General features: G+C 68.2%; 36 protein-coding genes. 21 read left to right on the top strand and 15 right to left on the bottom strand.

Going from position 1 to position 23,026, the window contains the following annotated elements; all coding sequences use genetic code 11:
* Positions 1–8: 8 nt before the first annotated feature.
* Genes Ade02nite_RS09930 through Ade02nite_RS09945 form a run of 4 tightly spaced genes read left to right on the top strand, consistent with a single transcriptional unit; the run spans position 9 to position 2,199 of the window.
* A complete protein-coding gene (locus Ade02nite_RS09930; protein ID WP_203761273.1) occupies positions 9–842 on the top strand; it encodes a hypothetical protein in 834 nt (277 codons plus the stop codon).
* A 39-nt stretch (positions 843–881) separates the two neighbouring features.
* Positions 882–1,211 carry a hypothetical protein gene (locus Ade02nite_RS09935; RefSeq protein WP_203761274.1) on the top strand — a complete coding sequence of 110 codons (330 nt, stop codon included), beginning with the start codon at positions 882–884 and terminating at the stop codon, positions 1,209–1,211.
* Positions 1,208–1,729: a hypothetical protein gene (locus Ade02nite_RS09940; RefSeq protein WP_203761275.1), complete on the top strand. Its 522-nt coding sequence runs from the start codon at positions 1,208–1,210 to the stop codon at positions 1,727–1,729. The genes Ade02nite_RS09935 and Ade02nite_RS09940 overlap by 4 nt, the downstream gene beginning before the upstream one ends.
* A complete protein-coding gene (locus Ade02nite_RS09945) occupies positions 1,729–2,199 on the top strand; it encodes a hypothetical protein (protein WP_203761276.1) in 471 nt (156 codons plus the stop codon). Before Ade02nite_RS09940 ends, Ade02nite_RS09945 begins: the two co-directional genes overlap by 1 nt.
* On the opposite strand, the gene Ade02nite_RS09950 is transcribed toward Ade02nite_RS09945, so the two are convergent.
* Positions 2,200–2,418, bottom strand: a complete 219-nt coding sequence (locus Ade02nite_RS09950) for a hypothetical protein (RefSeq protein ID WP_203761277.1) — start codon at positions 2,416–2,418, stop codon at positions 2,200–2,202.
* A gap of 151 nt (positions 2,419–2,569) precedes the next feature.
* Between Ade02nite_RS09950 and Ade02nite_RS09955 the strand changes: the two genes are divergently transcribed.
* Positions 2,570–2,938 carry a hypothetical protein gene (locus tag Ade02nite_RS09955; RefSeq protein ID WP_203761278.1) on the top strand — a complete coding sequence of 123 codons (369 nt, stop codon included), beginning with the start codon at positions 2,570–2,572 and terminating at the stop codon, positions 2,936–2,938.
* 110 nt (positions 2,939–3,048) lie between these two features.
* Here the strand turns inward: Ade02nite_RS09955 and Ade02nite_RS09960 are convergent, their stop codons facing one another.
* On the bottom strand, positions 3,049–3,351 hold the full coding sequence (locus tag Ade02nite_RS09960; RefSeq protein ID WP_203761279.1) for a hypothetical protein: 303 nt from the start codon (positions 3,349–3,351) through the stop codon (positions 3,049–3,051).
* Positions 3,348–4,076: a GIY-YIG nuclease family protein gene (locus Ade02nite_RS09965; RefSeq protein ID WP_203761280.1), complete on the bottom strand. Its 729-nt coding sequence runs from the start codon at positions 4,074–4,076 to the stop codon at positions 3,348–3,350. Before Ade02nite_RS09965 ends, Ade02nite_RS09960 begins: the two co-directional genes overlap by 4 nt.
* Positions 4,077–4,290: 214 nt before the next feature.
* On the opposite strand from Ade02nite_RS09965, the gene Ade02nite_RS09970 reads away from it, so the two are divergent.
* Entirely contained in the window at positions 4,291–4,527 is a 237-nt protein-coding gene (locus Ade02nite_RS09970; protein WP_203761281.1) for a hypothetical protein, read from the top strand.
* Between the two features lie 5 nt (positions 4,528–4,532).
* Here Ade02nite_RS09970 and Ade02nite_RS09975 read toward each other — a convergent pair whose 3' ends face one another.
* The 8 genes from Ade02nite_RS09975 to Ade02nite_RS10010 form a co-directional block, all read right to left on the bottom strand.
* Positions 4,533–6,929 (bottom strand): P-loop NTPase family protein, encoded by a 2,397-nt coding sequence (locus Ade02nite_RS09975; RefSeq protein ID WP_239168659.1) that lies wholly within the window; start codon positions 6,927–6,929, stop codon positions 4,533–4,535.
* 67 nt (positions 6,930–6,996) lie between these two features.
* Positions 6,997–8,286, bottom strand: a complete 1,290-nt coding sequence (locus tag Ade02nite_RS09980) for a hypothetical protein (RefSeq protein ID WP_203761282.1) — start codon at positions 8,284–8,286, stop codon at positions 6,997–6,999.
* A 14-nt stretch (positions 8,287–8,300) separates the two neighbouring features.
* The gene (locus Ade02nite_RS09985) at positions 8,301–8,699 is read right to left on the bottom strand and encodes a hypothetical protein (RefSeq protein ID WP_203761283.1); all 399 of its coding nucleotides are present in this window, start codon (positions 8,697–8,699) and stop codon (positions 8,301–8,303) included.
* A gap of 2 nt (positions 8,700–8,701) precedes the next feature.
* Positions 8,702–9,133, bottom strand: a complete 432-nt coding sequence (locus tag Ade02nite_RS09990; protein WP_203761284.1) for a hypothetical protein — start codon at positions 9,131–9,133, stop codon at positions 8,702–8,704.
* On the bottom strand, positions 9,114–9,347 hold the full coding sequence (locus Ade02nite_RS09995; RefSeq protein ID WP_203761285.1) for a hypothetical protein: 234 nt from the start codon (positions 9,345–9,347) through the stop codon (positions 9,114–9,116). The genes Ade02nite_RS09990 and Ade02nite_RS09995 overlap by 20 nt, the downstream gene beginning before the upstream one ends.
* A gap of 76 nt (positions 9,348–9,423) precedes the next feature.
* Positions 9,424–9,675 carry a hypothetical protein gene (locus tag Ade02nite_RS10000; protein ID WP_203761286.1) on the bottom strand — a complete coding sequence of 84 codons (252 nt, stop codon included), beginning with the start codon at positions 9,673–9,675 and terminating at the stop codon, positions 9,424–9,426.
* Positions 9,672–9,866 (bottom strand): hypothetical protein, encoded by a 195-nt coding sequence (locus Ade02nite_RS10005; protein WP_203761287.1) that lies wholly within the window; start codon positions 9,864–9,866, stop codon positions 9,672–9,674. Before Ade02nite_RS10005 ends, Ade02nite_RS10000 begins: the two co-directional genes overlap by 4 nt.
* A 2-nt stretch (positions 9,867–9,868) precedes the next feature.
* Positions 9,869–11,356, bottom strand: a complete 1,488-nt coding sequence (locus Ade02nite_RS10010; protein ID WP_203761288.1) for a hypothetical protein — start codon at positions 11,354–11,356, stop codon at positions 9,869–9,871.
* Positions 11,357–11,426: 70 nt separating this feature from the next.
* Here Ade02nite_RS10010 and Ade02nite_RS10015 point away from each other — a divergent pair, with 70 nt between their 5' ends.
* The 3 genes from Ade02nite_RS10015 to Ade02nite_RS10025 all read left to right on the top strand — a co-directional run bounded on the left by Ade02nite_RS10015 (position 11,427) and on the right by Ade02nite_RS10025 (position 14,498).
* Positions 11,427–11,735, top strand: coding sequence for a helix-turn-helix domain-containing protein (locus Ade02nite_RS10015; RefSeq protein WP_203761289.1), 309 nt, complete (start codon positions 11,427–11,429; stop codon positions 11,733–11,735).
* Positions 11,736–11,854: 119 nt separating this feature from the next.
* The gene (locus Ade02nite_RS10020) at positions 11,855–13,390 is read left to right on the top strand and encodes an AAA family ATPase (protein WP_203761290.1); all 1,536 of its coding nucleotides are present in this window, start codon (positions 11,855–11,857) and stop codon (positions 13,388–13,390) included.
* 304 nt (positions 13,391–13,694) lie between these two features.
* Positions 13,695–14,498, top strand: a complete 804-nt coding sequence (locus tag Ade02nite_RS10025; protein WP_203761291.1) for a DUF5131 family protein — start codon at positions 13,695–13,697, stop codon at positions 14,496–14,498.
* A gap of 1 nt (position 14,499) precedes the next feature.
* On the opposite strand, the gene tcmP is transcribed toward Ade02nite_RS10025, so the two are convergent.
* A complete protein-coding gene (tcmP, locus tag Ade02nite_RS10030) occupies positions 14,500–15,480 on the bottom strand; it encodes a three-Cys-motif partner protein TcmP (RefSeq protein ID WP_203761292.1) in 981 nt (326 codons plus the stop codon).
* A 156-nt stretch (positions 15,481–15,636) separates the two neighbouring features.
* Between tcmP and Ade02nite_RS10035 the strand changes: the two genes are divergently transcribed.
* The 4 genes from Ade02nite_RS10035 (at position 15,637) to Ade02nite_RS10050 (ending at position 17,399) form a co-directional block, all read left to right on the top strand.
* Positions 15,637–15,825 carry a hypothetical protein gene (locus tag Ade02nite_RS10035; protein ID WP_203761293.1) on the top strand — a complete coding sequence of 63 codons (189 nt, stop codon included), beginning with the start codon at positions 15,637–15,639 and terminating at the stop codon, positions 15,823–15,825.
* Between the two features lie 44 nt (positions 15,826–15,869).
* Positions 15,870–16,112, top strand: coding sequence for a hypothetical protein (locus Ade02nite_RS10040; protein ID WP_203761294.1), 243 nt, complete (start codon positions 15,870–15,872; stop codon positions 16,110–16,112).
* The gene (locus Ade02nite_RS10045) at positions 16,109–16,531 is read left to right on the top strand and encodes a hypothetical protein (protein WP_203761295.1); all 423 of its coding nucleotides are present in this window, start codon (positions 16,109–16,111) and stop codon (positions 16,529–16,531) included. Before Ade02nite_RS10040 ends, Ade02nite_RS10045 begins: the two co-directional genes overlap by 4 nt.
* A 148-nt stretch (positions 16,532–16,679) precedes the next feature.
* On the top strand, positions 16,680–17,399 hold the full coding sequence (locus Ade02nite_RS10050; RefSeq protein WP_203761296.1) for a DUF4352 domain-containing protein: 720 nt from the start codon (positions 16,680–16,682) through the stop codon (positions 17,397–17,399).
* A gap of 100 nt (positions 17,400–17,499) precedes the next feature.
* Here the strand turns inward: Ade02nite_RS10050 and Ade02nite_RS10055 are convergent, their stop codons facing one another.
* Positions 17,500–18,024 carry an NUDIX domain-containing protein gene (locus Ade02nite_RS10055; RefSeq protein ID WP_203761297.1) on the bottom strand — a complete coding sequence of 175 codons (525 nt, stop codon included), beginning with the start codon at positions 18,022–18,024 and terminating at the stop codon, positions 17,500–17,502.
* A complete protein-coding gene (locus tag Ade02nite_RS10060; protein WP_203761298.1) occupies positions 18,021–19,262 on the bottom strand; it encodes an NsdA family TPR-like regulatory protein in 1,242 nt (413 codons plus the stop codon). Before Ade02nite_RS10060 ends, Ade02nite_RS10055 begins: the two co-directional genes overlap by 4 nt.
* Positions 19,263–19,553: 291 nt before the next feature.
* On the opposite strand from Ade02nite_RS10060, the gene Ade02nite_RS10065 reads away from it, so the two are divergent.
* On the top strand, positions 19,554–19,994 hold the full coding sequence (locus tag Ade02nite_RS10065) for a hypothetical protein (RefSeq protein ID WP_203761299.1): 441 nt from the start codon (positions 19,554–19,556) through the stop codon (positions 19,992–19,994).
* Between the two features lie 20 nt (positions 19,995–20,014).
* On the opposite strand, the gene Ade02nite_RS10070 is transcribed toward Ade02nite_RS10065, so the two are convergent.
* The gene (locus Ade02nite_RS10070; protein ID WP_203761300.1) at positions 20,015–20,851 is read right to left on the bottom strand and encodes a Scr1 family TA system antitoxin-like transcriptional regulator; all 837 of its coding nucleotides are present in this window, start codon (positions 20,849–20,851) and stop codon (positions 20,015–20,017) included.
* A 385-nt stretch (positions 20,852–21,236) separates the two neighbouring features.
* Between Ade02nite_RS10070 and Ade02nite_RS10075 the strand changes: the two genes are divergently transcribed.
* The 7 genes from Ade02nite_RS10075 to Ade02nite_RS10105 are packed head-to-tail and all read left to right on the top strand — an operon-like array spanning position 21,237 to position 23,006.
* Positions 21,237–21,515, top strand: coding sequence for a hypothetical protein (locus Ade02nite_RS10075; protein WP_203761301.1), 279 nt, complete (start codon positions 21,237–21,239; stop codon positions 21,513–21,515).
* Complete coding sequence (locus tag Ade02nite_RS10080; RefSeq protein WP_203761302.1) at positions 21,512–21,796, top strand: hypothetical protein; 285 nt, start codon at positions 21,512–21,514, stop codon at positions 21,794–21,796. Before Ade02nite_RS10075 ends, Ade02nite_RS10080 begins: the two co-directional genes overlap by 4 nt.
* The gene (locus Ade02nite_RS10085) at positions 21,793–21,975 is read left to right on the top strand and encodes a hypothetical protein (RefSeq protein WP_203761303.1); all 183 of its coding nucleotides are present in this window, start codon (positions 21,793–21,795) and stop codon (positions 21,973–21,975) included. The genes Ade02nite_RS10080 and Ade02nite_RS10085 overlap by 4 nt, the downstream gene beginning before the upstream one ends.
* Positions 21,972–22,358, top strand: a complete 387-nt coding sequence (locus Ade02nite_RS10090) for a DUF6891 domain-containing protein (protein WP_203761304.1) — start codon at positions 21,972–21,974, stop codon at positions 22,356–22,358. The genes Ade02nite_RS10085 and Ade02nite_RS10090 overlap by 4 nt, the downstream gene beginning before the upstream one ends.
* A complete protein-coding gene (locus tag Ade02nite_RS10095) occupies positions 22,355–22,579 on the top strand; it encodes a hypothetical protein (RefSeq protein ID WP_203761305.1) in 225 nt (74 codons plus the stop codon). The genes Ade02nite_RS10090 and Ade02nite_RS10095 overlap by 4 nt, the downstream gene beginning before the upstream one ends.
* Positions 22,576–22,827 (top strand): hypothetical protein, encoded by a 252-nt coding sequence (locus tag Ade02nite_RS10100; RefSeq protein WP_203761306.1) that lies wholly within the window; start codon positions 22,576–22,578, stop codon positions 22,825–22,827. The genes Ade02nite_RS10095 and Ade02nite_RS10100 overlap by 4 nt, the downstream gene beginning before the upstream one ends.
* A complete protein-coding gene (locus tag Ade02nite_RS10105; protein WP_203761307.1) occupies positions 22,824–23,006 on the top strand; it encodes a hypothetical protein in 183 nt (60 codons plus the stop codon). Before Ade02nite_RS10100 ends, Ade02nite_RS10105 begins: the two co-directional genes overlap by 4 nt.
* Positions 23,007–23,026 lie beyond the last annotated feature (20 nt).

The following is a 23,026-nucleotide window of genomic DNA, read 5'->3' on the forward strand; positions in this document are numbered from 1 at the left end:
GAGGCGCCATGGCTGACTGGATCCTGGTGCCGTGCCTGGTGAAGCTGCGCTCCGAGTTCAACACGGCCGCCCCGAACCGGGACAAGGCCAGTGACGGCACGATCGGCGACACCGCACACGCCGCGGGCGGCAACAGCGACCACCTGCCCGACGAGCACTATGCGGCGTTGCGCAACAAGGACACCGACGCGACACCTGAAGTCCACGCGATCGACGTCGACTCGGATCTGCGGCAGCCCGGTCTGACGATGGAGATCGTCGTCCAGCGGATCCTGAAGCGTTGTCGGTCCGGCGCGGAGAAGCGGCTGCGCTACATCATCTGGAACCGACGGATCTGGGAGGCCAGCAACGGCTGGCAGCAGCGTCCGTACCAGGGCTCGAACCCGCACGACCATCATGCGCATTTCTCCGCCTCGTACACCACCGCGCTCGAAGCCTCTACGGCTTCCTGGCAGATTGGAGCCCCCGCTGTGGCGACCCTCGACGCCGACGACAAGACGTGGCTGTCCGCTGAGATCAAGAAGCAGGTCAAGGCGTGCATCGCCGACTTCTGGGTGTACGACATCGGCAAGGCCACCGGCAACGTGTCTCAGTCCGCCCGGGGTGCCCTGTTCACAGCGAACGTGCGCGCCGGGAACGTCACCAACAGCCAGATGCCGAAGCTGACCACGGCGGTGGCGCAGCTCGCGGCGAAGCAGATCGACCCGGCGGCGCTGATCGGGGCGCTGGTGCCGGCGCTCACGGACGCGGTGGTCGCGAGCCTGCCCGCCGACCGGGACGACGTGACCGCCGACGAGCTCAAGGAGGCGATCGTCGCGGCCGCCCGCGACCTGATCGCCTAGCACCAGCCACCACCGCACAGCGCCAGCTCGGGGGCCGCCATGCACCACAACCATGGGGTCCTCGAGGCCCTGTTCTCCGCCGCCAACATCGTCATCGTCGCCGGATACTTGGCCGTCCCGTTCCTTGTCCTGCCCTACCTGCCACTCACCCGGCCGGTGCTGCTGTGCGGCGCCGGTTTCTTCGCGGGCTGCGCCGGAACGCACGCGTGGATGGCGTTCGGCACCACCCACACCACGGGCGGCTGGTACACGTTCTGGACCGTGTGGCATGTGGTGCAGGCGCTGTGCACGTGGGGGTTCATTCTCGGCTTCCGGCACATGCTGAAGGAGGCCCAAGGCCGCCGCCGTGACCGGCGGGGGCCGCGATGACCGGCCGTAACGCCATCGACCGGCTGGTGGAAACCCTCGACGCTCTCGACGAGCACCTGCAAACCTCCGACGCCACCGTCAAACGTTCCGAACGCAACCGGATCGGGCTGCTGCACCTGCACGCCGCGTTCGCCGTGTACATCGGGCCGATGTTCGCCCTGCTCGGCAGGGACGGTATGGCCGGGCCCGCGTGGCTGCTGATCCGGCGCATCCCCGGCGCACCCGTGTCCCTCGCCTGTCTGCTGTTCGCCGGTGGGGTGATCCTCGGGATTGCCACGTGGCATCGGGCCGTGCGGTGGGAAATCGTCGGCCTATGCATGCTGCTCGGCTGGTATGTGACGATCGCGGTGTCGTTCGGCGGGGCGCTGCTGTGGTGGCTGACCGGCGGTTTCCCTGCCGGCACGCCGAAACCGGCGCCGTACACGCACGGCGTGTACCTGCACCTGGGCGCGTTGATGATCGTGCACCTGGTCACGTTGATCCGGATCCGGGTTGCCCGGCGGAAGGCGGCCCGCTGATGTGGTGGGGTGCTGAACCACCCGCGGCCCCGCCGGCGTGGCAGACGTGGCTGCCCGCAGTCCTCGGCACTGTCATCGCGGCGGCCATCGGTGCTGCGGCGACGGTCGTGGTGGCCCGGATGAAGCGCCGGCTTGACGAGGCGACCACGGCGAAGACGGTGGCCGAGTCTCGGAAAGCGGAAGCGGAGACGGTGTCGGTGGAGGTTGCCACAGCTCGCTCCCTGATCGCCGAGATCAAAGCGATGATGGCCGACCAGCGGGCCGACTACGAGTCCCGGCTGACCGAGGTACGGGTCCGCCACGAAGGCGACGTCAAAGCCCTCACCGAACGGGTGTCCGGGGTCGAGGACCGGGAACGGCAGCTGCGGGCGGCGATCGGGGCCCACTCGATGTGGGACTCCACCGCCGTCGCAGCGTTGCGGGCCACCAACCCGGACTTTCCCGAACCGCCGCCGATCAACCTGGACTGATCAGGCTTCGTCGTCGGCGAAGTGTTCCGCCTGTTTCAGCTCGAGCAGCTGTGCCTGGATGCGGACGAGCCGCCACACCCCCATCGCTGCGGTGATGCCGATGCCACACAGCAGCCCGGTGGTGAAGTTCCCTTCGAGGCTGCCGGCGATGAACGCGGCAACAACCCAGATGGCGTCGAGCGGGCCGAGAGTGTTGCGGATGGTGGTGGCGCTGGACATGCGCGCCAACCTAGCGCTGCTTCCGGTACGCCGTGCACCAGCCGATCGGATCATGCCTGCCGTCCACTTCGCCCTTCCTTGACGCGGTTACGCATAACTATGCGGTTCCGCGACCCCTTCCCCGCAACCCGCATACCTTTTGGAGACCGCCGTGGATTCGATCATCTTCCCGGAGTTGCCGACGTACGTCGGTGAACCCACCCTGGCCGGGCTGCTGTCCCTCGCCGTGACCGTGCTGCTGCCGATCGTGGCGGCGCTGTTCATGAAGTCGTCGTGGTCGGCGTTCCGCAAGGGTCTCGTCCTGCTCGTCCTCGCCGCCCTCAAGGCCTACGCGGAAGCGTGGCTGGGCGCGGTCAACAACGACGAAGCGTTCAACTTCACGGCCGCCGCCTATTCGACGGTGGTGCAGTTCGTCCTCGCCGTGGTCGCCTACGTCGGACTGCTGCGCAACACGGCCCCGCAGCGGGCCGCCCTGGTCGGCGGTCCCGTCAAGGACCGGCACGGCGACTACGTGCGCTGACCCAGTCCCCCGAGCTCGCCGGGCGGCCTGTTGCCCCCAACGTGCCCGCCGGCGAAAGCCCCACCTCGTGCAGCCCTGCCAGGCTGCCGGGGTGGGGCTCTTTTGTTGTGTCAGGACTCGTGCCCGGCCGCTTTCAGCAGCGCAGTCAGCGCATCCCGCAGGACGGCCGCATCCCGGAGCGGCACCGACGCGGTGGCGCTGGACATGTGCGCCGCGCAGACTGACACCCACACCGGGCCGTCCATGCCCTGCTTGAGGTAGACGGTCACCTCGCCCTCACCGACGAACGCGCGCCGTGACCCGACGGTTGTTGCCGCGGACTTGTGCAGGCCGGGGTATTCGTCGTGGGAGCGTTTCGTGCACCAGGACGGTTCGTGGTTGCGCCGGTCGTTGCGGCGCTGCGGCGACGTCACCGCCGGACCCGCTTCGGTTTCGTCTTCTCCCGCCACTTCCGCCGCCACTGCGCCTTCGTGACCGGGGCGCCCAGCCACGTCCACAGCCGCAGGCACGACAGTAGGGCGAGCAGCGCGACGCCGGCGACCGCGGCGGGATGCCACCACGCACCGAAGTCCCGCCACCGCTCGAGACCCACCCACCCCGCGATCATCAGCACGAGCCAGGCGATCGACCAGCCGAGCAACTGCTTCTGCCAAGGCTTCCACGGCCGGCGGACCGCCACCGCAGGGACGCCGGGCGCAGCCTCGTCCCACTCGAGCAAACTGTCGCGGTTCCTGTTTTCGGGCGGCTGCCACGGTGGGTCACCGCGCCGGGCATCCCGTTCATGACGCTGCGAGACCTGGGTTTCGTAGCTGATCCGGCCCGCGTTCCAGCGGTTGTCTTTGTCATTCATCCGCGGCTTCTTCTCACGGATGAACCTGCGCTCGATGTCGTCCAGCTCCTCCTCGGTGCAGATTCCTTCCCACAGCACATGCGATGAGCCGACGATCAGGTCCGACCACGGCTTGTCATCACGGTGCTGCATCTCACGCCGCCGGCCCCGTTGCCGGGTCTTGCCCACATAGTCGTCGTGGGCTACCGCGTAGCCGCCTGACATCCATGATTCATGGATGATCAGATCGAAGCCGTAGACGACACCGCGGTAGGAACGGTCGGTGCGGGCCTGTGAGGTGGCGGTCATCAGAACACCTGCTCGCAGCAGCGGCACGCGTCCGGGTCCATGTCCCGCTCGAACTGGTCCGGCGTCGAACAGTCGCAATCGCAGTGGGGACACGCGTAGGCGCCGCCCGGGTGCTGGCATTCGCACAGCCGGCCACCCGGGCACAGGTATACGGCGAGCCGTTCCAGATCGTTCACGACTGGACCGCCAGCGACGAATCGGTCACCATGGGCGCATGAACGTCAAGGTCTATGACGTCGACCAGCCCGACCGTGAGATCGACGGCAAATACACGATCGACACCACCTTCGGGCTGCCCGCGGTCGGTGACGAGCTGTACCTGCGGGAGCGGGACTACAACACCAACCGGTTCTACCTCGAAGCCACCGTCCGGCGCCGCCGGTTCGTGTTCAGCGACAACAAACCCGAAGGCGCCGAAGTGCACGTGTGGGTGCAGCGCGCCCGCCGCTGACCGGATCATCCCCGCACCTCCCCTGTCGGCTGCACAGCACGGCGCACTCCCGGCACCCCGTACACGCCGTTCTCGAGCCGGGTCAGCTTCCCGGCGGCCACCAGGTCAGTGAGGTACGTGGTGACCGTCGTCGCCGCCACCTGATCTTTCAGCCGGGCGACGACCGCCTTCTTCTCGGCAACACCCGCCTCCGCGGCGAGCTCCCGGCATGCGGCTAGCACCTTGTCCAACGCGGTACCGGCCGGCTTCGGCCGGGCTGCCGCGTCCTGCGTCTGCGCCGGCGCAGCGGCCGGGCTCACCGACGCCATCTCGATCAGCTCAATCGCCCGGCCACCCGGCAGAATGTCGGCGTCGCTGCGCCCCTGCTGAAGCAGGCGAATGGCCCGCTCCTTGCGGTCACCCCACAAAACTCCCGACTCCTGCTGCGCCTCTGGGCCGAACACTCCCGGGCACACCGACGGGTCACCGTTCGGGTCGACCAGCCACTTCTCCATCTTCTCCCCGGTGTAGTCGGCGCGGCCGTACACGTCCCGGCCGTTCAGCCCCTGCAGGAACATCAGCCCTGCGGTGCCCTCACCGGCCGCGCAAGTGTTTTTGCCCCACACCAGCGGCAGCATCGTCGGGTCGACTGGCACGTCCCCGTCGACAGCAGACCGGCCGGCGATGTCGGTCATCGCCCGGAAGATCACCGTCTGGCCGGCCTTCAGCTGCTCCTTGATGTAGGTGGACCCGCCCAGGTTGTAGGCGGCCGGCACCTGCGTGATCAGCCGCATTTTGATGCCGCACTTACGGGCCTGCCCGACCAGCATTTCGACCAGGGCGAGGATGTCCGGGTCGTCGATGTACGACTGGACCTCGTCGAGGGTGATGACCAGTAGCGGCATCGCCAGCGTCGCCACCCATGTCTTGATGTTGTTGCGGGACAGTTCGTCGTTGCGGCGCTGCATCTCCTTCACCGCTGCCAGCAACATCAGCTTGATTTCGGCCTTGTCCCGGGCGAACCAGTCCACCTGGTCCTTGAGCGCCCCGTACGACTGGCCGCCCTGCGGGTCACCCACCCAGTCGAGGACCAGCCCGTTGGAGTGCAGCGACGCCAGGATCAGCTGCACCACGAACTCCGACTTTCCGGAGCCGGTACAGCCGGAGATCAGGTCGTGTGCGGCGCCGGTCTTCGTCCACCACTGGTAGACGATCTGCTGGCCGTCGTCGAAGCGGCCCACCATCGAGGTGCCGCGCTTCCAGTCCGACGCGGCCGGTCCGGTCCACAGCCGGGTTTCGGCGAGCGGGTTGTCCGGCTGCACCCGCAGCCAGCCGATAGACAGGTCCGATTCGTCGGCGGAGAACGACACGTCCGCGTAGGTGCACCGGTAGGCGGCGGCGATCCGGCCGAGCAGGTTGGGCCGCTGCTCCCGCATGTTGATGGACCCTTCGACCTTGGCGACCACTTTCGCGGACCAGTTCGGCAGCAGCGTCCGCTCGGACGCCTTCACCTGGCATGCGGGAAGCCGTTCGAAGTCCACCAGTTCGGTCCCGGCGAGCGGCCCACCGGCGCAGCCGATCAGGGTCGCCCAGGTGGTGATCGCGCGCAGCTTCACCGGGTCGGGCGCGGCGGCCGGCGCCACATCGGCCGCTCGCTCAGGTACGTGCACCTGGAGGTCGCCACGGTTGCGGCGCTGCTCGGCGTTCTGCCACCAGGTGCGCGACGCGAACGCCCAGCGGGCCATGCCGAGCCCCGCCACGATGACCCCGGGCAGGTGGGTGATGTCGGTGCCGGCGAGCATGGCAGCCCACAGCCCGGCCTCACCGGCGTACCAGGCGTACCGGCGGGACTGTCCGCGCAGGGCGGCCACACGGCGGCCGGCCTTCTGCCCTCGTTCGATGCGGCCGCGTTTGATCGCGCGGGCGGTGAGGGTGCGTCTGGTGGCCAGGTAGGTGACACCTGCCAGGGCCGGTGCGGTAAGTCCCGCCTCAACACCGATGTCGGCGGTGTGGGCGAGCAGGTCGAACAGTCCGGCGCCTGCGGGCAGCAGCCACGGGGCGGCGGAGCGGCCGTGCAGCCGGATCGCCTCCCGCACGGTTTGCTCCAGCTTCGACGGGCCGGCCTGTTCCGGCTCGAGCTGCTTGCCGTGCTGCGGGCAGTAGGGCCGTTCGCCGTCGGGCAGCAGCCACTCCTTCGTCGAGCAGCGTTCCTTCCCGCCGCCGTTGACGATGCGCAGGTGCGGGCACTGGAAGATCTGGTGCGGGGTGCGGCGGTCGTTCTCGTCGACCGGCACCGGCGTCACAGACTTCTGCGGGATGCCTTTGTCGTCGAGGTACATGCGGGCCATCTTCGCCGCGCCCGCCGGGGGTTTCGGGGTGGAGGGCGGCGCCGCCGGGCGGGCCGCCGTGGTCGGCGCTGCCATCGCTGGGTTCCTTTCCCTTGTCAGTCGCGGACGTTGGCGAAACCGGTGCCGTGCACCGGGATGGTCATCAGCTGTTCCGCCGGTCGAACTCGGCCCGCGTCTGGGCGAGCAGCGGCCCGACCTCGCTGGCGCACCGGCCGGCGGCGGCCTCAGCCGCGGCGGCGGCCTCGGCGGCTTGGGCCATCTTGGTGACGACACTGGACGCGCCGGCGAACTGGACGATCGACAGGGTCTGCTCGCCGAGGGAGTTGATGCGAGCCCGGGCGGAGCGGATCTGCGCCAGGTACTGGGCGGTGGCCGCCTCGAGGGCGCGGCGGATCGATTCGGCTTCCTGGGCGCCGGAAACAACGCCGGTGACGGCGATACCTCGGGTGGCGACGGCCTGGGTCATGTCGGGGTTCCCTTCGGTTGGGGCGGGCAGTGCGGGTGGTGTGCTGCGGGTGGGCTCGCCGACGGTGGCGGCAACCCGGACGGGTTGCTGCGCCATCTCTGCGCGCCATCGGGCGTTGCGTTCGTCGGATTCTCGGGACGCGTCGCGGATCCGTTTCTCGGCCGCGCAGTGTGGGCAGCGCGCCGGGTCTTTGCTGCAGTTGCCGGACAGTTCGTGCTTGATGGCTTCGGCCTCGGTGTCGGGAATCTGGTTGGCGAGCACGTCGGGGTCTTCAGCTTCGGTGTTCTTTGGCGGCGGCAGCTGCTCGGGCGGTTCGAGGACAGCGGTGGCTTGGCGTCCCCTGCCGGCGGCGGGTTCGCCGAGCGTCGAGGTGACGTGTACAGGTCCCGCGTCCGGTGCGGCAGGACCTGCGCCCGGGTTCGTGTTGGGCTCGTACTCGTCGCTGTCGTGCACGGTCGACGAGGCGAACCGGGGCTTGCTGGTGCCGGGCTCGTAGCAGCCGCGGCCAGGTCTGCCGCCGGGCGAGGTCGGTTGGGGTCCGGGTTCTTCGCCGCCGGGCTCAGTGCTGGACGGAGCGTCCGGGCCGGGGCCGCCGTCGGCTCCCGCCGGAGCTCTGCGTGCCCGCCACGCGCCGGCGCGGCGGCCCACTTCGGCGTCCCAAGCGTCGGCGATCCGCTGGAACAGGCCCGGCTCGGCCGGGTTGTCGCCGCGGGCGGCGCGGCGCTTGGCGCGGGCGGCGTCCTGGTCGCGCCAGAAGTCGCGCCACACGTTGCCCGCGTACTGGCGGAACGCGCCCCCGGTCGCCGGGTCGATCCCGGCGTCTTGCAGTCGCTGGCGGCGGGCTGCGGCGGCCGGGGGCTCCTCGCCGCGCAGCCCCGCCGCGAACGACTGGGCCGCCTCCCCTGCGATCTCCGGCAGGTGCTTGACCAGCCAGTAGGAGAAGACGCAGACGACGAGGACGTCCATGCCACCGAGCACGGCTACTTACCCATCTGCGACAGCTGGTTGGAGACCTCGGTGCCGCCGTCCTGGATGAGCCGGCCGGCCTGGTCGAGGTTGGACGCGCCGAGCACGACGGCGAAGCCGAGCGCGAACGCCGCCCAGAAGGCCGGCTTGTCGGGCTTCTTGTCGACGGCCCAGTCCACGACGATGATCGCCGCGCAGACGATGAGGGCGGCGACGCCGGCCCCGCCGAGCCAGGCGGCGGACTGCATCCAGTCCCCGACGAAGGTGGCGAGGAACGCGAGGCCGGCGAGGAACGCCATGACGACGGCGACGTTCTTCGCGGACTTCTTGGAGGCCTTGTGGGTGCGGTGCGCGGCGAACAGCAGCGCCCCGGCGATGAGCAGGAGGCCGAAGCGGGCCCCGATACCGAACATGGTCAGTACTTCCTTCCGTACAGATATGCCCCGGTGAGGGCGGCGAGGGTGAGGTAGAGGCTGTAGCGGCGGGTGGGCCGCACCGCGCACCAGCGCAGCGGCCCAGTCAGGAAGGTGGGGGTGATGGCGAGCAGGGCGAACACGGCGAGCCGGTCGGTCCAGTTCGACACGTGCCACAGGCCGCGCAGCAGGCCGTTGTTGAGGGGGATGCGCTTGGCGTCGACGGCGGAGGCGGTCCACAGGGCGCGCAGGGTCATCGGTTCGGCGGTGAGCAGCCACCAGGAGGACAGGCCGACCCGGATGCGATCACCCAGCTTGATCTCACTGTGGGTGACCTGTATCTTCGCGCGCGCGCCCGCGCGCACGGCCGGGCTGTCGGCCTCGGGAACCCGCTCAGGATGATCTGATCTCACTTCACTGTTGGTGACCGTCATGGTGGTTCGCCTCCTTCCGGATCCGGTTGATTGCTTCGAGGACGAGTTGTTCGGCGTAGGCCACCCTTCCGGCCTGCCAAGCTTCGGAGATCAGCCACTGGCAGGCCGCGGACAGCCGTTGTTTGGAGGTGGCCGCCTGGGCCATCCGTTCCTGGTGGTAGTCGCTGCGGCGTCGCAGCTCACGTCTGACCCGTTTGGTGTTTGTCCAGGTCACGCCGCTCCCAGCAGAAAGGCGATGATCCCGAGTAGGGGGATCACCACGAACAAGAAGATCAGCGGGGCGGCGCTCTTCATCGCTGCCTGCCTTGCCACAGCCAGGACGCGAAGACGTTGAGCATGAACAGCCCGATCGCGGCGCTCTGCGCACCGACGACCAGGGGAATCATGTCCGGGCTGGTCTGCACACCGTTGGCCCCGCCGATCGCGGCGGCGATCACGGTGGCGGCGGTGATCCGCACCCCAGCGGTGTGCGGGTTCGGCTTGGCGGGCGGCGCGGGTCGCGGCGAGGGCCGGCGGGCGGTCGGCTTGGAGACGTCGGTCATCGCAGGCCCCTCCGCGACTCGTTGCCGGCCTTGAACAGCCAGCGGCTTGCCTCGCTGTCGAGTCCGCTGAGGAGTCCGGTGGCAATGTCGTACAGGTCGCCCTCGGTGGACGCGTCGGCGCTGAACGTTTTCGTCTCGCCGCCGATGTTCACGGCGATGGTGACCCACACGGGGGTCTTCTGGTCGGTCATGGTCAGTTCTCCTCGGGGGTCAGGTGGTGGCCGTTCACGCCCGCGGTGACGGGCGGTTCGGGCAGCGGAAAAGGCGCCGGGATCGCGGCCTGCTGGCGGGCGTTGAGCGCTTCCGCGTCGGCCCGGTAACGGCTGATCGTGCGGTCGCCAACGCGCATGCGTTTCGCCAGCTCAGCGTTTGTTTCGCCCGGATATTTGGCGAGGTACTTGGCGAGCTTGACGGCGGTCGGGTGGGCGCCGGTGGCGGCGGGCTTGCTGGCGCGCGTTCTGGCGGGCTTGGGGCGTTCGCTTTTGGCGGCATCAGTGGCGGTCTCGGAGGCGCCACCATTGGCCGACCTAGCGGCGTGGTCGATGGCGGCAGTGGTGTCGTCGGCGGTGGCGACGTCCTCATCCGCCGCGGTGGCGGGCACGGTGGCGACGTATCCGGCGGGAGTTGTGTCGCCGTCACGGTCGCCAGTTGGCGGTGCCGGTGCCGGGGTGAACGGCGTGGCGGCGAGCTCGCGGCGCGGGGTCGGGCGCAACGGCGTCAGGTCTGCGACCGCCAGCCGGGAGGTGCCGTCCTCCACCCCGTACAGCAGGGCGAGCTGGGCGCGGACCTCGGCGAGCAGCGCCGGGTCGGTGGCAAGCTTCAGGTGCTCGTTGGCCGCCTCGGTCTGCCGGCGCAGCCGCCACCGGGTCCACTTCAGCCGCCAGCCGGTCTTGCCGTCCTCGACGAGCCGGTTGAGCCGGTAGGCGGTACGCGCGAACTGGGCGATGCGCCGCTTGCGGGCCACATCGCCGATGGCCCTGTCGGTGGGCTCGGCAATCCCGAGCCATACCAGGGCCCGTTCCGGGGTGATCCGCAGGTTGAGCCGCTTCTGCCCGCGGGTGAACTGCATGAGCTCACCCGCGAGGCCGCGTTCCCACATCCAGGCGGCGAGCAGCGGCGCCACGACCCGGACGGCCTTACCGGCGGTGGTGTGCTCGTCGGCGGCGGCGAACAGGCCGGACAGGGCGGCGAGCACCCACACGGCGATGCCGTCGACGTCGACGCGCTGTTCCACATAGTCGGGGTTGGTGTCGCGTTTGGCGGCCCGGTCGAGCCGGAAGCGGCGGGACCGGAACGCCGACGCGAGCATGGCGATCTCGAAGAACGCAAACAGGGCGACGCGGGCGTACGGGTTGGCGATGTGCAGGACGTCGCCGAAGAACTTCCACATGCCGGTGGCGACCACTCCCGTGGCGACGCCGGCGGCGAGGAAGGTGAGGAACTTGTCGCTCTTGACCCGGCGGGTGGTGTCGCGGCTGCCGAGGGCGAGGCGAATGGAGCTGATCAGCCCGGCGGCGATGACGGCGGCGGCGAGGGTGTACCAGGCGGCGGCGGGGATGGTTTCGAGGGATGCGGTGAGGTGCGCCCAGACGGTCTGTGCCCACGCGTCGTCGCCCTCGTACCCGGCCGGGGTGGTGGCGGGTTCGGGGGTGTCGGGCAGGGCGTAGATCCTCGTGGGCATGGGGGGAAGTCTGCCATACGGCCACGACAATTGCTAGATAATTGTCGTGCCACAAGATACGATGCTCGCCATGACCGCACCCCGACACCGCGTCTTGCAGGACATTCCGCTGCGCGACCAACTTCGCATAGCCCGCAACTTGCCCCCGCCGGAAGAGTGCCGTCGCATCCGCGAAGCCGCCGGCGTCTCCGTCGAGCAGCTGGCTTCCAGCGTCCCCGTACAGGCCGCGACACTTCGCCGCTGGGAACGCCGTGAACGGCAGCCCCAGTTTCGCCATCGAGTCGCGTGGAGTCAGCGAATCGCTGAACTCCGCGAGTTCCTTACCGCCAGCAACAACCTCGCAAGGCAGCCCACCACCGGGCTCCTGGTCCGGAAATGACGAGGGCCGCGGCGCCTGCCACGCCACGGCCTGTCGTCAAGCCCACGTACCGAACTACGTAGGAGACCCCTTGAAGGTAAACGAGTGGTGGTCTCGCGTCCATGAATCGGCGGTGACCGGTGACGAGCGCGACTGACGGGCATGTTGCCGACACCGACGGCCTCGATGACCCCGACGTCGTTCTGAGCTGGGAACGGACAACCATCGGCAAGCTGCTCATCGCCGGCAACAGCGAGCAGCTGATCGGCCAGCTGAGCCCAGCAGACTTCATGACCATCCCCCACCAGCACATCTATGCCGCCATGCAGAACCACGCTCACGCCGGCCAGTTGGACGCGATGTCTGTACTGGCCGATCTGCTGCCGATTCGGCAGGTGACGGCAGTGGTCGACCCGGCGAGTTATCTCAGCGCCTGCCGCACGAGGGCATCGATGGAAATCGGCGACTTCGCCTGGCACGCCGCACGCGTGCGCGCCGCCGCCGAGTGGCGCGGCGCGAAAGCCATCGTGGACCGAGCGCAGCAGGCTCTGAAGTCCCGCAACATGGAGACGGTCCGACGCGTCTTCGAGGAAGCGACCGCCGGCATCGCCGACTCCCCAAACCAGGGTGGCGTGCAGCTACGAGCGGCGAGCTCGTTCAAGATGCGCGGCACCCGGTGGCTAATGGCCGGGCGCATCCCCGCCGGGATGATGACCATCCTCGCCGGACGCGAGGGCATCGGGAAGTCGACGGTCTCCCTGGACATCGCCGCCCGACTCACCAAGGGCACTCTCGAGGGCCGCTACCTTGGCCGCCCGCAGAACGTCATCCTGTGCGCCACTGAGGACAGTTGGGAACACACCATTGTTCCCCGGCTGCGGGCGGTCGGCGCCGACCTGGACCGGGTGTTTCACATTGCCGTACAGGACGAGAACGGCGGATGGCGCGCCATCACGGCGCCGGGCGATATCCGGGCCATCGAGCGGGCGATCAAGTTGTACCGGCCTGCCCTTCTCCTGATCGACCCCCTGATGTCGATCATCGATGGGCGCATCGACACCAACAACCAGAAGCAGGTGCAGCAGGGCCTCGAGCCACTGATCGCGATGTGCGGCCGGGTGTCCATGGCGGTCCTCGGCCTGATCCACGTGAACAAGTCGAACTCGACGGACGCGCTCAACAGCGTGATGGCCTCCAAGGCGTTCACGTCGCTGCCGCGGTCGGTGCTGTTCTGCATAGCCGACCCGACTGAGGACGGGACGTTCCTGTTCACCCACGAGAAGTGCAACGTCGGACCCGCGCAGCAGTCGGTCGTCTACCGGTTGGCGTCAGTGCGATTCGACCTGGACCCCGCCGATGTGGAGGAGGGTGATGAGCCGTTCATTTTCACGTCTCGTGTGGCCTGGGGTGAACCTGACGACCGCAAAGCCGGCGACATCCTGGCTGAGCAAGCGGCCGGGAGGGGCTTCGGTGATCTCCGTAAGTCGCTACGCGAGTACATCGACTCGAGGACGGGTGTGGTGGCGGCCTCCGAGTTGGTCGCGGAGTTCGAGGACGTGGATGTGACGCGTTCCAACATCGACCAGACCTTGAAGCGCATGGTCAAGAAGGGCGAGATCGACAAGCCGTCACGGGGCTTCTATCAGTCAATGAAGATCGCTGGCCGTGGCATCTGAACTGACACCCCTACCTCCCTGTCAGAAAGTCAGAAGAGTCAGAAAACCCTACCGTCTGTAACCGCCCGTCACTCTCAGACGTTTTTTCTGACTCTTCTGACTTAAAGACACTCTCCAGAGAGTGTCAGAAGAGGTGTCAGAAGTTCTGACACCTGCTCGGGCCGGGTTGACGACCAATCTGACGGTCCTGCCAGGACCACCCAGGACCGCTTCAGGACCAGGACCACCCGGCAAACCCGAAAGCCGTACAGCCGATTCGAACGAACGTTCACCTGCCGTTACGCTGCGAGAATGGAGACCAACCATGGCTGACCGAAGCGCCATCGAATGGACCGAGGCCACCTGGAATCCTGTAACCGGCTGCGACGAGGTGTCGCCCGGCTGCGACAACTGCTACGCCAAGACGTTCGCCGAGCGGTGGCGCGGCACTCCCGGCCACTACTTCGAGCAGGGCTTCGACATCCAGCTCCGCCCAGACAAGCTCAACCTGCCGCTCACGTGGCGCCGGCCGCGGAAGGTGTTCGTCAACTCGATGAGCGACCTGTTCCACGACCAAGTGCCGGACGCGTTCATCGCCGAGGTGTTCTCAGTGATGGCCCGCACCCCTCAGCACACCTACCAGCTGCTCACCAAGAGGCACGGACGGATGCGGTCGCTGCTCAGCCGGCCGTCGTTCCGCGACAAACTTGCGCACAGGGGCAGCGGCTGGCCACTGCCGAACGTCTGGCTGGGGGTGAGCGTCGAGGATCAGAAGCGCGCCGAGCTGCGCGTTCCGGCTCTTTTAAACACGCCAGCTGCGGTGCGGTGGTTGTCGTGCGAGCCGCTTCTCAGCCCAGTGCACCTGATGCCGTGGCTGAACGGCGGAGTCGGCACGGTCGCGCCCGCCGACCTGGACTGGGTGGTGGTCGGCGGCGAGTCCGGCATCAAGGCGCGCCCGATGCACCGCGACTGGGCGCGATCGCTGCGCGACGAATGTTCTGCTGCCGGCGTGGCGTTCTTTTTCAAGCAGTGGGGCGGGCGCAACCCGAAGTCCGGCGGTCGAGAGCTCGACGGGCGCACCTGGGATGAGATGCCCGACGCCTGCACCTCGGAGCTACTCGCGGGCTGAGTCAGCGGGCGCCATAAGGCGGCCGTGCCGGTTCCGGCTGATAGATGCGGCTGTTGGCGATTCGGCTCCCGGTAACCATGCGGGGGCCGACGTCGAACAGGGTGGCGATGCCTTTGTCACGAGCTCGTTCGTCACGGCGTAAGGCAAGGGCGTGCCGGCGCATGTCCTCGTGCTCGCCCGCCGCCTTGCCGTACAGGTGCGACATGATCTTGTTTCCGGCTCGATGGTCGGTGGCGAACACCATGTCGTAGATCTCCTGCCCGCCGGTGTTCTTCATCGTGAACCCGTACGTGTGCTGGTAGCCGAGGTCGTTTTCGAGGCGCCAGCGGAACAGGTTGACCCACTCGTCGCGGGCTTCCGCCGGCGACAGATCGCCGGTGCGAGTGTCCTGCGCGATCGGGATCCATTCTTCGCTGCCGAGCATTTCGGTGATCGTGTCGCCGTAGCGGGCGTTCATGCCTTCACCGTGAAGGTTGAGTCCGCGCGGGTACATGCCGGTGGCGAACAGGATCCACATTTCGGCCTTGGTGTACTTTGCCGGCCGGAACGAGGCGATCTGCTGCAGGGTCGACCACTTGATCTCGGAGTCGAACTGGTCAACGAACGCAAAGGTTGGGGCCCAGGAGATCGGTTGCAGCTGGTGCAGGGCGGCCGGGACGGTGGTGTTGCAGTCGCCGGGGAAGACCTTGACGCCGGAGCGGTTGGGATATGCCTGTCGTATCGCCTGCTCGAGGCGTCGGGCTTTGGGCTCGAGCTCGAACAGGCCAATGCGGGTGAACGGTGGCTCGACTTCGATGGCTCGACGAGCGGAGCCCAGGATCAGTTCGTTGGTTTCGCGGGATTGGTTCTCCGGCCAGCCGGCGAACAGGTCAAGGTAGATGCGCTCATCTGCCCGCTTGGATGCCTTGACAAACTCTGTCAGGTAGTCCTGGAGGATCTGCAGCTTGTGCCGGGTCCACCAGCCCCACTTTTTGGCCGCCATCAGGCCACCCCTCGTATGCACGCAGCTACTCCGAGCGATATGACGTTACGGCGAGACATCGACGCTCGTAAAGGTTCATTCATGCAGAAAGCCTGCCTGCCGCAAGCCTGCGGATGAAGACACTGGCAGTACGACTTTCAGCGGTAGCCTGCCGCAATGAGGGAGCCTGCGAACCTCGGCCCGGACGACTGGTTCTTCAGCGAGCAGTGTCAGCAGTGGCTGCGGCATTCCGGGGTGGCCCGCTGGCGGCAGGTGCTGGCCGAGCGCCGGGCCTACCGGGAAGCGCATCCGGACAGGTACGACGACCTCCGCCGCCGGCTCGGCCTGCCGCCCCGTACCACTTGAAGCCGATGCTGCGGGTCGACGCCATGCGACGCTACCCTGGGGGTATGACGCGGCGTCCCGACATCGAACTGCCCGATGAGGCTGCCAGCTACGTCGAGCAGCACCCGGACGTGATCGCCCGGCTCGCCGAGGACGCCCGCCTGGACGCCAAAGCCGCCCAGTACGGGATCACCGACGCGCAGCGTGAGAAGTTCCGCGGCTACATCCGCGAGAAGCGTGCTGCCGCGCACTCGCCGCAGGCGAAAGCGGAAGGCCGGGCGTTCCTGGCCCGCTACGGCCTGGCGTGACCGACCCGGGCATCGTTGTCGACGCGTCCGCCCTGGTCGCCTACGCCCACAACGACATGCGCTCGTTCGCCATCGACGAGCTGCTGCGGGAACTGCGCGAGGACACCGGCGGGCCGGTGCACATCCCGTTCTTCGCGGTGGAGGAAGCGCAGCAGATCCTCGCCGACGACACTGACGCGCTGACCCGGCTGGAATCGTTCGTCACCGCCCACGGAATGCGCCTGGCCGACGCGGACATGCGCAGCGCCGTGGATGCAATCGTGGCGGCAAGCCCGCTGAGCCGCGGCCTGGCCCAGGCGATGCTGATCTCGATCGCTGACAACCTGTCGCTGGCCACCTACGCGGCGGGCACGCTCGAGCAGGCCGGCGCCGGCATGACCCGAGTGTTGGATCTGGGTGAGGTGTTCGGCGCCGACTGACCGGCTTCGTACCCGATCATCCGGCCTGCCTCACCCGATCGACCCATATCGGTGTGCACCCGATCACGGTTGGTTGTGTTGCGGCCGGGCTGTACGGACTGGGGCCCGGCCGCACACCAGTCCACCGCCGGTCCGCTCGGAGCCCTTCGTGACCTACCAGCCGCCGCAGCCTCCGCAGTACGGCCAGCAGCCACCCCAGCCGTACCAGCCCACGTCCGGGCAGCCGTACAGCGCCCCACCGCAGTACGGGCAGCCCACCTCGGGCCAGCCCTACGGCGCTCCCCCGCCCGGCTGGACGCCGCCGCAGCAGCAGCAGGCGCCGCGGAAGAAGCGGAAGTGGCCGTGGATCGTCGGCGGCATCGTGCTGGCCGGCATCCTCGGCTGCGTCGGCCTGTTCACCCTGGTCCTCGGCGGAACCGGTGCGGCGCTCAACGAGCTCGACGAGAACACCAAGGGCAAGAACGCCGTCGCTGGGGAGATGGGCAAGCCGATCAAGGACGGGAAGTTCGAGTTCACGGTGACCGGCATGAAGTGCGGTGTCCCGTCGGTCGGGCCGGCCGATTTCGGGGAGAAGGCGCAGGGCCAGTTCTGCCTGGTGGACGTGTCGGTGAAGAATGTGGGCTCGTCGGTGGAGGTGTTCAGCGACATGTCGCAGTACGCGTACGACGCGGCCGGCACCGAGTACGCATCGGATTCGGGTGCGGGTACGTGGGCGAACGAGGACTATTCGACGTTCCTGGAGTCGATCAACCCGGGCAACACGGTCAAAGGGAAGATCGTTTTCGATGTGCCGAAGGGCACGAAGTTGACGTCGCTGGTGCTGCACGAGTCGACGTTCACGCCGGGGGTGCGCATCCCCCTGAAGTAGCCGAGAAGACATAGCAGCCCGCGTCTCGAGACGAGAAACGCGGGCTGCTGCGTCTTGTTAGTCAATGGGCGAGCCGGGACCCTCTCCTCGGCCGGCAGCGTCAGTTCTCGGCCCGGAAAGTCTGAAGGTACGCCGGCCGTCCGGTCTTGAGGGCATCGAGCGCTGCGGCAACCCGGGTCCAGACGTACGGCCGTAACCTCTGCCGAGCCTGCGCCTCGGTGCAGAACTCCGCGGCGTTCAGTTCCCCATCCGCCATCCGGATCGCCGCGGCCCGCTGGTCGTCGAGTTCGCCGCCGTCGAAAATGAAGGCCAGCAGGTCGTCCCATGGCCCGTGCGGCGCGACCCAGTCGATGCACAGCAGGTCGCCGGCGCGAACGTCGAGGCCCAACTCCTCGGCGACCTCACGGTGCGCTGCGACGTGCGGCGGCTCGTTGGCCTCAGCCATTCCGCCGGGCAGGTCCCAGTCCGGTTTGTAGCTGGGATCAACGAGCAGGATCCGGCCGGCCCGATCGCGGATCAGCAGGTCGGCAGAGACGCGCTTGCGCGGCTGCCGAGCGTTACCCTCCGCGAGGTGCGCCTCCCACGCTGCGGGGTCGCGCTCATACAGGGGCACGTCCTCAGTCACGACCTCACGCCGTCTTTCTCCTTGCTCAACCAGTGGTAAAGCCACATACGCTCCTTAAGTTCAGCATCCAAGCACTCCAGGAAATCCGCGACCACTCGGCTGCCGCGGTGAGGTTCCAACATCTGCCGAAGGTCGCGCAGTTGCGTGATGACGAATCCGGAACTCAGGGGCTTCGTATCTGCCAGCACTTGGTGCACCGCTGCGCAGGCTTCGTCTGGCTTGCGCTGGGACACCAGGACCCCAGCCAACAGAATCTGCCCGAGCGCGCGGCTTCGCGTGCGTTCGGCCGGGCGCAGGTCAATGATGCGGCGGGCCTGCCGTTCGGCCTCACTCAGGTCCCCGACAACGCGCAGGCAGCGAGCGGCTTCGTTGGCCAGGGCGCCCTCGTCGAACCCGCTGACCCATTGGGACGGCGCTTCCTCCGCTTCCTTGCCGAGCGTCGCTTCGGCAAGCCGGAGCGTTTTTGTGCTGTCCTCGGTGTGGCCGAGGCCGGCGAGTCCTCGAGCCTGCATTGCGAGCAGGCGCGCCTCAAGTTCGGGATGTCGCGGGCCACCGTCTAGGGCGGCGCGCCCCTCGCGTGCATGCTTGATCGCTTGGCCCGGCTGGCCAAGGTGATGTGCCAGGTGGCTCATGCTGGCATGGACGTGGGCGGTGAGCTGGACATCTCCGCCGGTCTTCGCCAGGTCTAGGGCGCGGCTGAAGTGCTGCTGCGCGACTTTGTCCCGGCCTGCGTCGTGGGCCATCCAGCCTGCCATCTCGGTGAGCCCGGCAGCCGCGGTGTACAGGGCTGATCCGTCGCCGTCGCTTCCGCCGAACAGGCGTGGTGCCACCTCGTCGTGCAGGTAGCTGACGACGGTGGCGTAGAGGTGTCCGCCGCCGACCTTCTGGTCCGCAGCGCGGAAGGCTTGCATGGCGGCGACGTCAGAGGACGGCGGCGAGACGTGGCCTGCTACCGCGACGAGAGAAGCGGCCGGGTAGCCGTTCGACGGCGGGGTTGCGGCGAGGTAGTCGGCGACGAGCTGAGTGAATTGGCTGCGTGCCGGCGGTGGCAGTTGCTCGTACGCGGCGTTCAGGATGTCCTGGTTGGCAGGGCTGACGGTCGCCTGTGGCCGGCTGCGCCAGTAGCTGACGGTGCGGGGGGCGACTCCGAGCCAGGCCGCGAAGCGCTCGTTGGTCATTCCCGCAGCCTTCTGAAGAAGGCAGGCGATGCGGCCGTTCCAGCGGTCAACTACAGCCACGTTTGCTCCCTGTGGCGCATGGTTGCAGTGCGTTGCAGCCCGCTTGCATGGATCGAGGTTCGTCACGGCGATTGACTGGGTCTATGCCTTCCAGCTGGCTCCAGCCTCTAGCCAGGCGCATCCCCACGGCCATCACATTGGGCCGCGCGCTCTCTCCCCTGGTCGCACCTATGGACATCGCCGATGTCCTCTCATGTCCATCGCTGTCGTCTACAGAATCGCACGCCCAAGCGGTCTGATCGAAGGTGCAGCGACGTCGAGGCCGAACCACTCAACCATCGAGGACGTTCCATGGCGACTTCCAGCCTAGTGCGCAACGAGACGACACCCGGCGCAACTCGAGGGGCGGCGACTGCGATGACCGAGCACCGTACTCAGCACCCCAGCGCCCCTTGCCCAGCGTGGTGCCGGGACCACCTCGGAGACGCCGGCGAGGTGCTGCACTGCCACGACTATCCGGAGACGTGGGGCGCCGACCGGTCCGAACTCGGCGAACGGCTTCGGCTCAGCTTGCAGCGTCAGGACGATGCGGACGGACAGGGTGACGTCCGGGTCTGTGTCCAGTACTTGCCGACGGGACACGTGGCGCTGGGCACGGTTGAACTGTCGATCCCGGAAAGCACCGACCTTGCGCTAGCCATCATCCGGTTGGCTGCGGAATCAGCGGGGCTCACACCATCGGACGCGCTGGCCAGCCTCCTCCGCGGCGAGAAGTTCGGCCAGCACCACTGAGGGCGCAGTCGATGCCGACGTCAATCCGGGATGGCGCTCATCGTGGCCGTGAGCAGCTTCTGGGCTGCTCTGCCCTGCACCGCGTACTTCATCAGCGTGTCCATGACGCCGGCGTAGCGGGCTGGCTCCTGCTGCCGGAACAGCACGGCGCCGCCGAAGATGTCGGCGACGACGAACTGGTCGTCGTGGATGGTGAAGCCGTGGCGAGGCGCTACGGGGATGCGGACGCCCATCGGCAGGATGCCGAGGGTGACATCCTTCTTGCCGGCGAGCGTGTGAAGCTGACCCAGTTGGCCGCGCATTGTGTCCGGGTCGACAGGCAGCCACCGCAGTGCCGCCTCGGCCAGAACGACCCTGAACTCTCGGGCACCGATGTACCCGCCGCGTTCCAGACGAGCCTTGATCGCCTCTTCGCGTTCGTCGTCCGGCGCCTCGGGCGCTGCGGCGGCGATGGTTTGGCGAGCGTATTCCTCGGTTTGGAGGTATCCGGGGATCTCCGAGGCTGCGAAGGTTCGGATGAGCTTGGTGGCCTTGAAGGTTGCGGTGTATTCGATCTCGTCGCCTGCGATGCCGTACCGGATCCGCCGGTCGAGCTCCGAGCGCCACGTGACGTAGTCAGCGAGCAGCCCGAGCAGTTCGTCGAGCCTGGCCTCTGCGCCGCATGCCTGAAGCCATCTGGTGATCTCGTCCGGCCGCGGCCGCGCTTGGCCGGCTTGGACCCTGGAGATTCGCGCCTGGGTCAGGCCTGTGGCGGCCGCGAGTTCTTTACCGCTCAGCCCGGCTGCTTCCCGCAGCTCGTCGAGCGCCCGACCGACGGTGTTGGCGAGCCGGTTGTCGCGGACGAATTCGTTGCTCACTTGGCCGCCTTCCGCGCTAGGCGTACCGCCAGGTCACGCCTTGAGCGCGTGTCGCTCACCGGCTCCCCCTCTGTCAAGCGTCGTCTTCCGTGTCAAGCAGTGCCTTCCACGATGGTCGCGCACCTGGCCAGGTCAGCGCGAGTCTCGTGAGGCGGCAATTGCCAGCTAATTGCTTGATCCATCTAAGCAGACGGCTCCGCGTCACCCGATGGTGTGCGGAGCCGTCTGCTGCGTGACCTGGCAACCCCAGCATATGGCACGACAATTGCTTGACAATTGTCGTGCACGGCGTGAGGGTGGTTGTAGGCATCCGCCATCGACTCCCGGCCGGTGCTGGCGCGGCTGAGGTCCCCCTGCGCCGGCCGGAATTCCCTTCGGAGGAACCGTGGCCATCCACGCCCCCACCAACACCGAACTCGCCGACCACGCGCGGACCGCCCTCGTAACCGCGGGCCTCACCCCAGACGACGCCGCGCAGATCGTGTCCGTCCTCTACCCGGCCGGGCTGCACGAGGTGATCTGCACCCTCACCGCCGACCCGGACGCCCTGCACTGGATGGGCGCCATCGGGTCGCACACGTTCGCCGACCGGTTCCGCTGCTACGTCTACGAGGCCGCCCACATCCAGCGGATCATCCGCGACATGCTGGCGGCGGCCCGATGACCGCCGCCACGCTCACCCCGGCCGCCTGCGTCTTCGACTGGTGCGTGTTCGGCGCCGGTGACCTGCACCCCGACCACGAATCCGCCATCGTCACCGTTCCCACCGTGAACGGCCAGACGGTGAAGGTGATGCTCGACGTCGCAGCCGGCAGCCAGCGCCCGCTGCTCTACCTGAGCGCCCCCGAAGACGGCCTGGACGCTGCCGCGATCGATGCGCTGATCGATGTCCTCGCTCACCACGCCGCCATGATGCGCGCCTCGGCCCGGCAGGTGCAGCCGTGAACCACTGCTACGGCACCACCGGCATCGTCCAGGCCGACTGCGGCAGCGCCGATCCGCACGGCGAGCACGACTTCTCGCCCACCGCCCAGATTTGCCCTGGCGCGCCCGCCGGGTTCGAGGCGGACTGCGGTACGGAAGGCCCGCACGGCGAGCACCCGTACGAGGAGACCAGCCGATGAGCGACCGGGAACGCCTCAGGAACGCCTTCGCCGCCCTGAACGCGCACGGCATCGCCGTGAGCTTCAACCTGGCCGGCACCACCGGTGTCCGCGACGACAACATGACCGACTACCGGCAGGCCGCCGCCGACGCGGGCACCGACCGGTGGGTGGGGGCGCACGTCGGCGCCCACGCGCACGGTGGTGCCTTCTTCGACGCGTTCGGCCAGCTGCGCCACCACTACCACCAGAAGCCGGTCGACGTCCTGTACTGGTCGTTCCCGCACCAGCAGCCCGACATCGCCGTGACGGCGGTGAAGCTGTTCCGCGATCAGGGCCTGACCGCCGACTGGTCCGGGGAGATCTCGGACTGTGTCGTCGTCCGCCTGGACGGTGCGTCGTGACCGTCACGACCCCCACCCTGACCGGCGAGCACCTGGAGTGCCTGGACGCGGCAGCAGCCAGTGAACTGTCCCGCTCGGTCGGCACGTTCCGCCGCCTCGGTGTCGTGGTGGACGCGTACACGGCCGGGCTGCTCACCGACCTGACCCGCGACGGCCTGCTGCTGGTTCCCGAGCACGGCCGGGTCGAGATCTCCGTCTACGGCGAGCGGGTGATCCGGTGAAGCACCACACCATCGCCCTGACCCGCGTCCAGCTCGACGCGATCGGCAACGGCCGCCTGGTCCGGATCGCCACCGACCACGGGCTGCTCACCATCAGTAACGCCCCATGGTCCGGGGCGGTCCGGCTGTGGCAGACCGCCCACCACCAGCTCCGCACCGGGCATGCGGTCGAGTTCGACGACCGGGAGCTCGATGCCCGCTTCACGTTCCTGCCTGTCACCGAGTCCCTGATGGGAGCCTCCCGATGAGCCTCGCCACCCTGTCCCCCGCCGGTTTCGACGACCGCGACGACCTGGCCCGCTTCCTGGAGCAGGTGCCGGCCGCCGCCGACTACGACCGTGACGAGCTCGGCCCGGTCCGCAGCCACCGCCCGCACCGTGGCGCCGACAAGCGCGCCGCGATCGAGCAGTCGCAACGGGAGGGCTGAGCAATGGCTGTCTGCTACCT

It is taken from the genome of Paractinoplanes deccanensis (assembly GCF_016862115.1).
In the GTDB taxonomy this organism is placed as follows: Bacteria; Actinomycetota; Actinomycetes; order Mycobacteriales; family Micromonosporaceae; genus Actinoplanes; species Actinoplanes deccanensis.